Genomic DNA, 13,557 nt, shown 5'->3' with positions numbered 1-13,557 from the left:
CAGGAGGCCGTCATGGGCTGCTTCAATCACCACCAGTATGTGTCGATGACGATGGAATTCAGGTGCAACCTGAAGTGCGTGCATTGCATGATCGAAGACACGATGGACCGGCTCAAGCCGCAAACCGAAGAGCAGTTGCACGCACTGCTGGCGCACAACGGCATGCACCGCAAGTGGAGCGGACTGATTCTGACCGGCTCAGAAATCACTTTGCATCGCGACTTGCCGGAGTGGGTGCGGATGGCGCGTCAGTCCGGTTTTGACAAGGTGCGCATCCAGACCCACGGCATGCGCCTGGGCAGCGAAAGCTATTGCGCCGAACTGATCGAGGCCGGCGTGAATGAATTTTTTATCAGTGTCGCCGGTGCCGACGCCGCCACGCATGACGGCATCACGACAGTGCCGGGGTCCTTCGACAAGACCTTGCGCGGGCTGGAGATTCTGGATCAGTCACCGGGCGTGGTGACCATCACCAACACGGTGGTGACCGAACGCAGTTACCGGCAATTGCCGCAACTGGTCGAGCGCCTGAAACACCTGACACGGCTGGCGCAAATGGAGTTCTGGTTTTATTTTCCGATGCGCGAGCAGGACGACAAGAACCTGATCGCGTCGCACCTCGATGCCTTGCCCTTGCTGCGTGAAGCAATCGATGCGGCACGGGCGATCGGGCGCGGCATCGAGGTCAAGAATTTTCCGGAATGCCTGCTCGGCAGCGATCGCGCCGCGCTCTACAACGACCAGCCCGAGCTCTACATCGACGATGCCTTCTGGACCGAATTCATGCGCAATGGCTTCCACCAGTGCGTGCATCGGGCGCAGTGCGGCTCGACGCAATGTCTCGGGCTCAATACCGCTTACGTCAAAAAATTCGGCTGGCATGCCGATGTGCTGACACCGCTGCCACCGCTAACTAAGCTTCAGCCGGCCGGCTGATCCGGCAACTGCACGCAATACTGATTGCGCCCGCCGGCCTTGGCCTGATACAGCATGTCATCGGCCTGGCGGATCAACTCCTTTGCCTCCATCGCCTTGCCATTGCAGAAGGCCACCCCGATGCTGGCCGTGATCGACAGCGGCAAGCTGTCGAGCTTGAACAGGGCGCGCATCGAATCGACGATCTTGGCGGCGGTTTTTTCGGCATCGCCGGTATGCGTGATGCCTTCCATGATCACGGTAAACTCGTCGCCACCCAGGCGCGCGATGGTATCAACCGAACGCAAGGCGCGCGACAGGCGGCCGGAAAAAGCTCTCAGTAATGCGTCGCCGACCGGATGGCCGTGCGTGTCGTTGATGCTCTTGAAATGATCGATGTCGAGAAACAGCAGCGCCATCAGGCTGCGCTCGTTGCGGGCAGTCGAGAGCGCCTGCGCCAGTTTTTGCTCGAAGCCGGCGCGGTTGAGCAAACCGGTCAGGCTGTCGACCTGGGCCAGTTGCCGCAAGCGGCTCTGTTCGTTTTTTTTGTCGGTGATGTCGTGGATCATGATGTGGATGCCAACGACTTCCTTCGCGTCGTCGCCGATTTGCGGGATGTAGGTCGATTCGACCCAGCGCGCGTTGCCCTCGCTGTTTTCCTGATGCTCGAAGGTGACGCGCTCGCCGTGCAGGGCGCGTTCCAGATAGGGCGCAATGAAAGCGTATTGCTCGTCGCCGACGAATTCGCGGATGGTCTTGTAGCGGATGTCGTCGCGGTTGATGCCGAACGCGCGCTCGTAGGCGAGGTTGTTGAAGCGGTAGCGCTGCTCGGCATCGACAAAGGCCACCAGCGCCGGCAGCGTGTCGGTGATGGTGCGCAGGCGCTGTTCGCTCTTGCTGAGCGCTTGTTCGGATTCGCGCCTGACGGTGATGTCATCGACGCTGCCGACATAGCCTTCGACCGCACCATCGACGACGATGGGCGCGGTCTTCATCGAGACCCAGACGATGCGGCCATTGTCATGCTTGAAGCGGTAGGCGCCCTGATACGACGCGTGTTCGCCGCTCGCATGTCCCCACGCCTGGAACACTTTCAGGCGGTCTTCCGGATGGATGGCCTGGACCCAGCCATCGCCCATGGCTTGCGTGGCGGCCAGGCCGGACATTTCTTCGTAGGTGCGATTGACGTAGGTGCAATTGCCGACCGGGTCGGTGCGGAACAGGCCCAGCGGCGAAGCATCGTTGGCCGCGGCCAGCTCAGCCTGCTTGCTGCGCAGGTCCAGTTCCTGCCGGCGGCGCACCGTGATGTCTTCGGCGATGCCGATGATGTATTCAAGCGCGCCATTGTCGTCGAGCAGCGGCACGGCCACGATGCGCAGACAATGCAGCTCGCCACTGCGACTGCGGAACGGCACCTCCGGCAAATTGATCACCATCGGATCGGCGGTCATGCGCGTTTCGAACTCGGTAAAGATGGTTTGCGTAATGGTCGGAAAGATTGACTCGTCGGTATTGCCGAGTACCAGCGCAGACGGATAGCCGGTGACGATTTCGGCGGTCTCGTTCCAGACGATGGTTCTGGGCGTGGTGCCGCGCATGTCACGCGCGTAGACCACCAGCGGCAAATTGTCGATCAGCGACTGCAGGAAGGCACGGCTGTTGCGGGTCTCGAGCTCGGCTTCCTTGCGCGCCGAAATATCGCGTGTGGTGATCGCAATGCCGCCGTCGATGGCAACGACTTGCTGGCGCAGCCAGCGCAGCTTGCCGTTGCTGGTCGTGAACTGGAATTCTTCTTCCATTGGCGTGCCGGTACTGACGACGCGCAGGTACTTGTTAAGAAAACCGCTGCTACGCGTCATCGGTACGACATCGCACAGCGACTGGCCGATCAGCGCGTTGCGGTCACGATTGAGCAAACCGGCACCGCGCTCATTGATGGCCGAAATCGTGAAGCCGGTAATGGTGCCGTTGCTGTCGGCTTCGCTTTGCAGGATTGTCAGCGCATCGAGGCTGCCTTCGGCAGCGGCACGGAACACCGCCTGCGCTTGCGCTGCCGCCAGTTCGCTCATGCGCAAGCGGGCGCTCTGGCGCATCAGGATCGCGATGAACACCAGTAGTGCGACCGAGCCGGCGACGCCTGACCAGATGGTCGCGTTGCGGTTGCGGTCATACCGTGCCAGCGCGTTGTGTTCGTCGATACCGACCACCGCCACAAGCGGAAAATCATTGAGTTGCTGGAAGCTGAAAATGCGCCGCACATTGTCATTCGGGCTGTCACGGATGATGGCTTGCGAGCGGTTTTTTGATTCCGGCTTGATCCAGCTTGCAAAGGATTGATCGTCGCCGGGAAACGGTGTCCGTCCGATCCGGCTGGCGCGAAAGATGCCGTCATCGCCGACCAGGCCGACAAAGCTTTTTGCGCCGGTCCGGTTGGGCGAATAGTCGGTTAGCAGCGATTGCTTTAACGCCACCGCGACGACGCCGGCAAAGCGGCCATCGGCCCGGTTCAGGCGCCGGCTGACGATGATGGACCATTGGGTGGAATACGGTTCGAGCAAGGGCCGGCTGACGAACAGGCGGTCGTCATCGCGCTGTGCATGCACCTTGAAGTAATCGCGGTCGGCGATGTTCTCCAGACTGGGCGTGTGGACGCCGGTGACACCATCGCCGTTGGCATCGGAAATCGCGACGCCCAGCATCAGGTCGGCGGGCAGCACCCCTTTGCGCTGCACCAGTTCATCCAGATGGAAGCTCTGTTGCTGCTGCTCGTAGGCAAACTTGATGAACTGCGTGGCCTGATCGACCTGGCGCAACAGGCGCGCGCTGTAGTCGGCGTATTCCTGGCTGAGTGTTTCGGCGCGGCTGCTGGCTTCATCAAGGGCGATGGCGCGGCTGTCCTGGACCTGGAAATACACCACGGTCCAGAGCAGGGTCAGCATCAGCAAGCCCGATACCGGCAACAGCAACTGCAAATGAAAACGCGCCAGCAGGCGCGTGAATTGTCCGGGACGATAAATCATGCCGCGCCTCGCTGCCAGCAGCACGTGAGCGCGCGGCCACGAACGCTGCGTGGTGTGCCGGGCGAAAACGGGGAAGGCGGTGCGCTTGGTCGCATGATAAACGGAAGTGTCTGGTCCTCTGGTGCGGGCAGTGTAGCGAAAAATCCGGTGCTGCAGTCAGGTGAAGGCTTGCGCCTTCACCCGGTCAGGCTGTTTTGCTGGCGTGGTTTTTAGCGGCCACGACCACCGGAACGACGCGGTGCCGATGTCTTGGTCGTACCGAAGCTCTTCGATGGACCGCCGCCTTGTGGCTTGGCCGTTGGCGAAACACGCGTCTTGACGACAGCAGTACGGCCTTGCGGCTGACCGCGTCCGCCGCCGCCATTGCCGCTGCGCAGCTGGATCGGCTGGGCGCGGGCATTCGGGTCCGGCTCGAAGCCGGGCACGACTTCTTTTGGCAATTCGCGCTTGATCAGTTTTTCGATGTCACGCAGCATTTCGTGTTCGTCGACGCAGACCAGCGAGACCGCTTCGCCGGTGGCGCCGGCACGACCGGTACGGCCGATGCGATGGACGTAATCTTCCGGGACGTTCGGCAAGTCGTAGTTGACCACGTGTGGCAACTGGTCGATGTCGATACCGCGCGCGGCGATGTCGGTGGCGACCAGCACTTGCAGCTTGCCATCCTTGAACTCGGCAAGTGCCTTGGTACGGGCCGACTGGCTCTTGTTACCGTGGATCGCCATGCCGCTGATGCCGTCTTTTTCGAGTTGCTCGACGAGCTTGTTGGCACCGTGCTTGGTGCGCGTAAACACCAGCACTTGCGGCCAGTTGTTGGTCTTGATCAGGTGCGCCAGCAGCGGGTGTTTCTTGTCGCGGTCGACCGGATAAATTTTCTGGGCGATGATTTCGACCGTCGAATTGCGGCGCGCGACTTCGATCATCTTTGGCGCATTCAGCAAGCCATCGGCCAGCGTCTTGATCTCTTCCGAAAAAGTGGCCGAGAACAGCAGGTTCTGGCGCTTTTTCGGCAGCACGGCGAGGACTTTCTTGATGTCCTTGATGAAGCCCATGTCGAGCATGCGGTCGGCTTCGTCGAGGATCAGGATTTCGACCTGCGACAGATTGACCGTGCCCTGGCCCATGTGGTCGAGCAAGCGGCCCGGCGTGGCGACGAGGATGTCAACGCCGTGCTTGAGCATCTTGATTTGCGGGTTGATGCCGACGCCGCCGAAGATCACGGTCGAGGTCAGTTTCAGGTATTTGCCGTAGGTGCGGACGCTTTCCTCGACCTGCGCAGCGAGTTCGCGCGTCGGGGCCAGGATCAGTGCGCGGATAGGGCGGGTAGCGGTGTTGGTGGTCGGTGCCGTCGTGCTGGTCGACAGGCGGTGCAGCAGCGGCAGCGTGAAACCGGCGGTTTTGCCGGTACCGGTTTGCGCACCGGCGAGCAGGTCGCCACCGAGCAGGACGGCGGGAATCGCCTGTGCCTGAATCGGGGTCGGAATGGTATAGCCGTGTTCGGTGACGGCGCGCACGATATCGGCCGACAGGCCGAGTTGAGCAAATGACATAAGGACTTTATAGAGAAATTGGCCTGTCGCCACAGCGGCGCCAGTCGCAGGCAAACGGATTAGGATGCGTGGGTCGGATAGACAGCGGCAAGTAGACTGGACGATGTGCCGCGTGGCCGGAGTATAGCAGTGCTTGCGGACGGGACCGGCACTGACCGGTCACGCAGCGACAAATTTCTACTTGGCGAACGGGCCCAGTGCGGCGACCATTTGCGCGAAGATCTTCGGCGAACCGGCGATGACTTCATCCTTGTACAGGTAGTCGGATTCGCCGGCGAAGGTGCCGACGATGCCGCCGGACTCGGTCACCATCAGTGAGCCGGCTGCCATGTCCCATGGCTTTAAACCCTTCTCGAAAAAGCCATCCAGACGGCCGGCGGCGACATACGCCAGGTCCAGCGCAGCGGCACCCGGGCGACGCAAACCGGCGCACTTCTGGGTCATGATGCGGAACATGTCGATGTACTCTTCGAGGCCTTGCATGTTGCGGAACGGGAAGCCGGTGCCGATCAGCGCATCCTGCAGCCGGTCACGTTTGCCGACGCGCAGGCGCTTGTCGTTGAGGTAGGCCCCTGCGCCCTTGGAGGCGGTGAACAGGTCGTTGCGGGTCGGGTCGTAGATCACCGCTTGCGTGATGACGCCGCGCTGCTGCAGCGCGATCGAGACGCAGTATTGCGGGAAGCCGTGGATAAAATTGGTAGTGCCGTCGAGCGGATCGATGATCCAGACGTTTTCGTTGTCGTCGTGCAGATTGTCGGAAGCGCCGGACTCTTCGGCGAGGATGGCGTGAGTCGGATAGGCGTTGGTCAGAATCTCTATGATCGTTTGCTCGGCGGCCTGGTCGACTTCGGTGACGAAATCGTTCGGGGCTTTTTCGACGTACTTGACGCGGTCGAGGTCGAAGGAAGCACGGTTGATGACCGCAGCGGCGCGACGCGCGGCCTTGATCGCGGTATTGAGGAAGGGATTCATAGCGGTTCCGTTAAAATGGCGAGCCGCCACCATCGGACGGACCACCTAAATTGAAATTAATGAGCGATGCAGCATCGTCTAACCCTCTAACGTGCCGCGAATGGCGCCATTTTAAATGAACACTGCCCAAATCGACACGTCTCTTTTTACTCGCCTGCGTTTTGTCCTGGTCGAGACCAGCCGGCCCGGCAATATCGGTGCTGCCGCACGGGCCATGAAGACCATGGGATTCACGGATCTGGTGCTTGTCAATCCGCGTTTTGCGGACGCCGCGCAGCAGGACGAGGCGGTTGCCTTTGCCAGTGGCGCACAGGATGTGCTGGCCAATGCGCGCATCGTCGGCTCGATCGAGGAGGCACTGGTCGATTGCAATTACGCCGCAGCGGTCAGTGCCCGCCTGCGCGAGTTTTCGCCGCCGGTGACCGGGCCGCGCAGGTTTGCTGATGAGGTTGCGGGCAACGCCGCGCTGCGCGTCGCGCTGGTGCTGGGCAACGAGCGCTTCGGCTTGCCCAACGAAATCGTCGAGAAGTGCAATGTGCTGATCAATATTCCGGCCAATCCGGCGTACTCGTCACTGAACCTCGGACAGGCCGTGCAGGTGCTGGCGTATGAATGCCGGATGGCGGCGCTGGGCGATGACGGGCAAGTCGCCAGCGGGGTCGGTTTTCAGGGCGACGCCGCCAGCCTGACGCAAGTCGAAGGCATGTACCAGCATCTGGAACAGGCATTGGTGGCGATCGATTTCCTGAAACCCGACAGCCCGAAAAAACTGATGCCACGCCTCAAGCGGCTATTTGCCCGCACCGGCCTCGAGACAGAAGAAGTCAACATCCTGCGCGGTATTGCCAAGCAGATTCTGGCGCGTTGCAGCTAACGCGACGCACAGCATTCGTAGAGTGCAATAACCGCAGGGCAATGCACCGAATGCACCGGCTGCGGTTGATGAAACTGCCTGTGCTCCGCCCCGACCAGGCGTCGTCAGCTACAGCCAACCCGATTTCTTGAAGCGGTAATACAAGTAGCCGCACACGGTCGCCACGATAGCCAGCGCGACCGGATACCCGTAGGTCCATTGCAGCTCGGGCATGTGCTGGAAATTCATGCCCCAGACACCGAAAAAGGCCGTGGCCACCGCAAAAATCGCCGCCCATCCTGCGAGCCGTTTGTTCACTTCACTTTCATCGATGCTCACCATGGCCAGGTTGACCTGGATGGCAATGCCGATGGTGTCGCGGATCGCATCGATCGACATGTTGATCCGCGAAAGATGATCATGGACATCGCGGAAGTATTCTTTTGAATTCACGCAAATCGGCGGCACCCGGCCGCCGTCCAGTTTTCCGACCGCTTCCATCAATGGCGCGACCGCGTGCCTGAGCGTGACCACCTTGCGTTTGAGTTCATAGAGCCGTTCGACATTGGCGCGCTGCGCGCCTTTGATGAAGATGTTTTCTTCTATCGTTTCGAGTTCTGCTTCCAGCGCCTCAAGGACCGGGAAGTAGCGATCAACTACCGCGTCCATCAAGGCATACAAGACGAAGGCCGGACCTTGCTTGAGCTGGTGCGGTTCGCGCTCGCAGCGCTCGCGGACACCGAGGAACCCCAATTGAGAGCGGCTGCGCGTGGAAAGGACATAGTTTTCCCCGACAAACACATCGACTTCACCGACATGCAATTTCCCCTCCACCAGTTCGATGGAATGCATGACCGCAAAGAGCGAGTCACCGTACTCTTCAATTTTCGGTCGTTGATGTCCGGATAGCGCATCTTCTACGGCCAACTCATGCAAGCCGAATTCGTGGCGCATCTGTTCGAGTTCCGCCGGTTCCGCCTCTTTCAATGCGACCCAGACCATGCAATCCGGAATTTTGATGTGTTCGCTGATGTCTTCGACGGGAACGTCGCGCAGCTTCTTGCCTTCCTGGTAGGCGACGCAATTGATGAGCATGAAAATTTATCTCCGGAGTAGGGCGGTTTTGTGGTGACGGATATCCTCGAACGGACGCTGAGTGTAACCGGTGGTGCTGACGGATTCGTCGCGTACTTCAGCCAATGCACTGCCACCGGCGACAGCGCCGACTGCCATTGGCAGTCGTGTGCGCACCGGCATAGCCGGGAGTCGCCGGCGGATCGGCCTGTTTCCGCCGGAAACTACCTGCGCTGTCAGGGCGGACGGACTGGTATGGTTATTGCAAATACTTGAAATACTTGATCCATCCTTAGCCGAACCCGCTTTTTCCGGAGCCATGCCATGACCATTCCCGCACGACTGCATATCGAAGGCCACTTCGATCCCGACACCTGGACCGTCAGCTATCTGGCCTTTGACCCATCGAGCCGCCAATGCGCGCTGATCGACAGCGTGCTCGATTACGATCCCAAATCCGGCCGCACCAGTACCCGGTCAGCTGACAAACTGATCGCCCGGGTACGCGAACTGGACGCCGGCGTGCAATGGATTCTTGAAACCCATGCCCATGCAGATCACCTGTCCGCCGCACCGTATCTGCAGCGCCAACTGGGCGGCAAGATCGGCATCGGGGCGCCGATCACCGCCGTCCAGCAAGTATTCGGCGAACTGTTTCATGCCGGCGCCGACTTCGCCCGCGACGGTAGCCAGTTCGACCATTTGTTCGACGATGAAGAAAGTTTCCTGATCGGGACCATCCCGTGCCGTGCGATGCATACGCCGGGTCATACGCCGGCCTGCATGACTTACGTGACCGGCGAGGCCGGTCAACGCGCGGCCTTCGTCGGCGATACGCTGTTCATGCCCGACTACGGCACTGCGCGCTGCGATTTTCCGGGTGGCGATGCGCGCACCTTGTTCAAGTCGATCAACAAGGTACTCAGCTTGCCGGCCGACACGCTGCTATACATGTGCCACGACTATCTGCCGGGCGGACGCGAGGTCCGCTTCGTCAGCACCGTGGCGGACCAGCGCGCCCACAACATCCATGTGCGCAACGGCATCACCGAAGCGGCGTTCGTGACGATGCGTACTGCACGCGACGCGACGCTGGCGATGCCGACGCTGATCCTGCCATCGGTGCAGGTCAACATGCGCGCCGGTCATTTGCCGGAGCCGGAAGCCAACGGTGTGCGCTACCTGAAAATCCCGCTCAACGTGGTGGGTTGATTGGCCACGTATCCGGGGCGCGCGCGAGCACAAGAGACCGTGCGCACCCTACAAATCGTTGTCCTGCAGCCGTTGCAATTTGCTCGCCAGCGAAGCCGCCGACAGCGCCCCCAGATGCGTATCGACCAGCCGTCCGCCGGCATCGTAGAACAGCGTGGTCGGCAGGGCGGTCGAGCCGATGGCCTTGCCCAGCAAGGTGCCGCGGTCGAGCACGATATTGGTCAGCACGAACGATTCGGCAGCCAGATAACTGGCGGCGATGCCGGCGTTTTCGCCCTGATTGACGAAGACAAAGGTGATGCCGGGTTCGCGCTGCTGCGCCGCTGACAGCACCGGCATTTCACGCCGGCAGGGCGGACACCAGCTGGCCCACAAATTAACCACCATCGGTTTGCCACCGGCCAGTGCCGCCAGCGTGGTCGGCGTGCCTGCCAGTGTGGTCAGCGCCACGTCCGGCAGCGGTGCCCGCGTCGTCATGCGCAACATGCCCGGCGCGCCGGACGTGCTCCATGCCAGCACCCCCGCGAGCAAGCCCAGCGCCAGCGGACGGCGCAAGACCGGCGCGCGCCAGCCGCGCCACAGCACGAATAGCAGCGCGACAGCGACACCAGTCCAGCGCTCGAAGCCGCCATCCCGGATATCGAGAATGGTCCAAGGCGCTTGCCGGTACTGCTCAAACCACATCAGTACGAACACCAGCCGTGCGGCCAGCAGCGCCACCAGCAACATCGCGGTCAGCGTATCGACGATGCCGACACGCTGGCGACGGCCGACCAGATGACCGACGCCGGCGGCGATCAGCAACGACAGCGCCAGCTGCAGGTGACTGACCTGCATCGTCAAGGGGCCGAGGCTGACGTTGAGCATCAGGCGGCTGCCGGCTTTCCGGCGAGCATGCCGGGGGAGGAAGTTTTAAAAAGAATGTGTATGCAGTCAGTCGAAGTCGGGCAGGGCCGTCGTCGTGACCGCTTTGCCGGCATCACGCCAGCCATCGTAGCCACCGGCGATCGATTGCACGTTGCGGTAGCCCATGTCGAGCAGGGCCGACGCGGCCAGTGCGGCACGACCGCCGGTTTTGCAGTACAGGACGATATTCAGGTCGGGCCTGGCAAACTCGGGTTTGCTGCTCATCGTGAATTCCATCATCCCGCGCGAGATCGCCAGCGCACCCGGGATATGACCGGCAGCGTATTCATCGACTTCGCGTACATCGAGGACCACATCGGCAGCGCGAACAGCCGGTTCGGCGTCATCGAGGGCGACTTCGCGGATGCGGGTTTTTGCGGCAGCGACCAGTTCATGAGCGGTTTTCATTGGCGTTCCATTTTCAAGGTGTAGGGGTGGTCAGGCTAACAGGTCATGAGAGCCTGAGCGTTCCGTGCGATGGCGAGGGTCGGCTCAGGCCAGACCTTGTTCCTTCAGACGCCGGTATAAAGTCCGTTCGCTGATGCGCAGGCTGGCGGCGAGTTCACTGCGGGTTCCCTTGAAGCTCGCCAGCAGGGTTGCCAGCGTGGCCCCGCCGTCCGCCACCACGGCCGGCGAACGCGGCGCATCCGGCAGATACGTCGACCGGATCACGCCATCGTCGGCAAACAGGCGTGCGCGCTCCAGCACATTGCGTAATTCGCGGATGTTGCCGGGCCAGTCGCGCTGCTGCAGCTGGACCAGCGCATCCGGTTCGATGGTCAGCGTGCGCTTGCCGGCCTCCGCGCGCTGCAGGAAGGAATTGACCAGCAGCGCGATATCGTCGGCGCGCTCGCGCAACGGTGGCAGCACGATCGGAAATGCGCTGATGCGGTAGTACAAATCCTGGCGGAATTCGCCGCGCGTCATCATGGCTTCAAGCGGCTTGTGGGTCGCCGCGACCAGCCGGAAATTGGCGTGCAACGTGTCGATGCTGCCGACGCGGCGATAGGTGCCGGACTCGATCAGCCGCAGCAGCTTGACCTGCATGCCCAGCGGGACGTCGCCGATTTCATCGAGAAACAGCGTGCCGTCTTGCGCGGTTTCGACCAGCCCCGGCTTGCGTGCGGTGGCACCGGTGAATGCACCTTTTTCGTGGCCGAACAGTTCGCTCTCGAACAGCGTCTCGGTCAGTCCCGAGCAATCGACGACCACGAACGGGCCGCTGGCGCGTTCGCTGGCTTCATGGACGGCGCGTGCAAACAGTTCCTTGCCGGTGCCGGATTCGCCGAGCAACAGCACCGGCAGCATCGATGGCGCGACCCGCTGCAATGCCGACAGCGCAGCATTAAAAGCCGGCGAACGTCCGACCAGACCATCGTCGCTGGGCTGTGCCGAGACGCTGCGCACCACCGCCAGCCGTTCGACGTAGGCGGTGATGACGCCGTCCCCGTCGAGGATGGGGCGTAATTCGACATCGACATGTTCGGGGCCGCGCGGTGTGTGGTGGATGTGCAGGACACGATCAGGGCCGCGCAACTCCTGCGCTTTTTTCATCGGGCAATGTTCGCCGGCCTGGTCGCACGGTACGTCGTAGTGATGCGAGACCTGATAGCACTTGTGGCCGATGAAGGGCTTGCCGACGCTGGCGAACTGGCGCTGGTAAGCGGTGTTGGCGGCGAGGATGTTGTAGTCGGGGTCGAGCACGATCATCGGATGCGGCTCGTGTTCGAGGAAGGAGACCAGTGACTGGACCTGGGACACGCGCGGCAGGGGCGTGTCGTCTTTGCTGGAGGGAGTATTTGGCATGGGCAGACTATGTGCTGGTGCTGCCATGACTGTCAAGGCGGACTGCCATCTGGCAGTCGACGTCCGGAAAAAATACGCTCCCCCTGAAAAAAGCCGCATGAAATCAACGGACAAAGCCGTTCAATGGACGATTTTTTGCTTGGTACGCTTATTGCGGTAGCTCAGGGACCTTCAAGGAGAACACGCATGCAAGTCAACAGCGTTACCACGCTTTGCAATCGACCTGATGGTGGTTGCATCGACCAGTCGCTGTTTTTTAAACGCATGCCCGAAGGGCGCGAGTGGATGGCCAGGCCCGAACTGGCCGGCCTGTGATCACCATCCTGCTGCTCGGCATTACGGTGGGCATCATCCTGGCCCTCACCGGTGCCGGCGGCGGCATCCTCGCGGTGCCGTTGCTGGTGTTCGGTGCCGGACTGGGCATGGCCGAGACCGGACCGATCGGGCTGCTGGCGGTCGGCCTGGCCGCAACGTTGGGCGCGCTCCTCGGCTTGCGCAACAAGACCGTGCGCTACAAGGCGGCGCTGCTCATTGCCGGTGTCGGCATCGTCTGCTCGCCGTTTGGCCTGTGGCTGGCGCAGCGCACGCCGAACCGGCCGCTGACCATCGTGTTTGCTGCGGTATTGCTGTATGTCGCTTTCCGGACATTTATGAAAACACGACCGGCGACATCGACCCGCGTTCCCCTCACCACGCCGGTGCCGCCCTGCATGCTCGATGACACGCGCGGCAAGCTGAGCTGGACGGCACCGTGCGCCTGGTCGCTGGCCCTGTCGGGCATGGCGGCCGGATTGTTGTCGGGACTGCTGGGCGTGGGCGGCGGCTTCGTGATGGTGCCGGCCTTGCAGCGTTACACCAACCTGAGCGCGCAATCGGTAGTCGCCACCTCGCTGGCAGTGATCTCGCTGGTGTCGATGTCGGGCGTGATTGCCAGCGCCGTGACCGGGCATCTGCAATGGGCTGTCGCGATTCCGTTTTCGGTTGGTGCGGTGCTGGGCATGCTGGCTGGCCGGCAGCTTGCGGCGCGACTGGCGGGACCGCAATTGCAGCGCAGTTTTGCGCTCGTCTCGGCGGTGGTGGCGCTGGCCTTGCTGGTGCGCGCCCTGGCCTGATTCACTTCTGAAGTTACCCGTCAAAAGTGACAAGTGCTCCTGCATTATGATGTTTGCGCCATAGGGCGTATGCGACTGGAGCGATCAAGTGGCTGGCGTCCGGATGGAACCATACGACCCTGTCCGCGTCACAGGTA

12 protein-coding genes are annotated in these 13,557 nt (G+C 61.6%); 5 read left to right on the top strand and 7 right to left on the bottom strand.

Annotated features, from left to right (window positions below):
- The first annotated feature begins 12 nt into the window (after positions 1–12).
- The gene (locus RHM62_RS11900; RefSeq protein ID WP_322122309.1) at positions 13–936 is read left to right on the top strand and encodes a radical SAM protein; all 924 of its coding nucleotides are present in this window, start codon (positions 13–15) and stop codon (positions 934–936) included.
- Here RHM62_RS11900 and RHM62_RS11895 read toward each other — a convergent pair.
- The 3 genes from RHM62_RS11895 to RHM62_RS11885 all read right to left on the bottom strand — a co-directional run bounded on the left by RHM62_RS11895 (position 921) and on the right by RHM62_RS11885 (position 6,457).
- Positions 921–3,935 carry a PAS domain S-box protein gene (locus RHM62_RS11895; RefSeq protein ID WP_322122308.1) on the bottom strand — a complete coding sequence of 1,005 codons (3,015 nt, stop codon included), beginning with the start codon at positions 3,933–3,935 and terminating at the stop codon, positions 921–923. The two genes, RHM62_RS11900 and RHM62_RS11895, sit on opposite strands and share 16 nt — an antisense overlap.
- Positions 3,936–4,144: 209 nt before the next feature.
- Positions 4,145–5,485, bottom strand: coding sequence for a DEAD/DEAH box helicase (locus RHM62_RS11890; protein WP_322122307.1), 1,341 nt, complete (start codon positions 5,483–5,485; stop codon positions 4,145–4,147).
- A 177-nt stretch (positions 5,486–5,662) separates the two neighbouring features.
- The gene (locus tag RHM62_RS11885; RefSeq protein WP_322122306.1) at positions 5,663–6,457 is read right to left on the bottom strand and encodes an inositol monophosphatase family protein; all 795 of its coding nucleotides are present in this window, start codon (positions 6,455–6,457) and stop codon (positions 5,663–5,665) included.
- A gap of 115 nt (positions 6,458–6,572) precedes the next feature.
- Between RHM62_RS11885 and RHM62_RS11880 the strand changes: the two genes are divergently transcribed.
- Complete coding sequence (locus RHM62_RS11880) at positions 6,573–7,331, top strand: RNA methyltransferase (RefSeq protein ID WP_322122305.1); 759 nt, start codon at positions 6,573–6,575, stop codon at positions 7,329–7,331.
- A 108-nt stretch (positions 7,332–7,439) separates the two neighbouring features.
- Here RHM62_RS11880 and corA read toward each other — a convergent pair whose 3' ends face one another.
- Entirely contained in the window at positions 7,440–8,405 is a 966-nt protein-coding gene (gene corA / locus RHM62_RS11875) for a magnesium/cobalt transporter CorA (RefSeq protein ID WP_322122304.1), read from the bottom strand.
- Between the two features lie 303 nt (positions 8,406–8,708).
- Here corA and RHM62_RS11870 point away from each other — a divergent pair, with 303 nt between their 5' ends.
- A complete protein-coding gene (locus tag RHM62_RS11870) occupies positions 8,709–9,596 on the top strand; it encodes an MBL fold metallo-hydrolase (RefSeq protein WP_322122303.1) in 888 nt (295 codons plus the stop codon).
- A gap of 48 nt (positions 9,597–9,644) precedes the next feature.
- Here RHM62_RS11870 and RHM62_RS11865 read toward each other — a convergent pair whose 3' ends face one another.
- The 3 genes from RHM62_RS11865 to RHM62_RS11855 all read right to left on the bottom strand — a co-directional run bounded on the left by RHM62_RS11865 (position 9,645) and on the right by RHM62_RS11855 (position 12,308).
- Positions 9,645–10,463, bottom strand: a complete 819-nt coding sequence (locus RHM62_RS11865; RefSeq protein ID WP_322122302.1) for a TlpA disulfide reductase family protein — start codon at positions 10,461–10,463, stop codon at positions 9,645–9,647.
- Positions 10,464–10,529: 66 nt separating this feature from the next.
- Positions 10,530–10,910, bottom strand: coding sequence for a rhodanese-like domain-containing protein (locus RHM62_RS11860; protein ID WP_322122301.1), 381 nt, complete (start codon positions 10,908–10,910; stop codon positions 10,530–10,532).
- An 84-nt stretch (positions 10,911–10,994) separates the two neighbouring features.
- On the bottom strand, positions 10,995–12,308 hold the full coding sequence (locus tag RHM62_RS11855; RefSeq protein WP_322122300.1) for a sigma-54 interaction domain-containing protein: 1,314 nt from the start codon (positions 12,306–12,308) through the stop codon (positions 10,995–10,997).
- 186 nt (positions 12,309–12,494) lie between these two features.
- On the opposite strand from RHM62_RS11855, the gene RHM62_RS11850 reads away from it, so the two are divergent.
- Together RHM62_RS11850 and RHM62_RS11845 are read left to right on the top strand one after the other, a co-directional pair.
- A complete protein-coding gene (locus RHM62_RS11850; RefSeq protein WP_322122299.1) occupies positions 12,495–12,623 on the top strand; it encodes a hypothetical protein in 129 nt (42 codons plus the stop codon).
- Positions 12,620–13,420, top strand: coding sequence for a sulfite exporter TauE/SafE family protein (locus RHM62_RS11845; protein ID WP_322122298.1), 801 nt, complete (start codon positions 12,620–12,622; stop codon positions 13,418–13,420). The genes RHM62_RS11850 and RHM62_RS11845 overlap by 4 nt, the downstream gene beginning before the upstream one ends.
- Positions 13,421–13,557: the final 137 nt, after the last annotated feature.

It is taken from the genome of Actimicrobium sp. CCC2.4 (assembly GCF_034347385.1).
Classification (GTDB): domain Bacteria; phylum Pseudomonadota; class Gammaproteobacteria; order Burkholderiales; family Burkholderiaceae_D; genus Actimicrobium.
The sequence above is the reverse complement of the archived record's forward strand: the minus strand, read 5'-3'. Positions and strand labels throughout refer to the sequence as shown.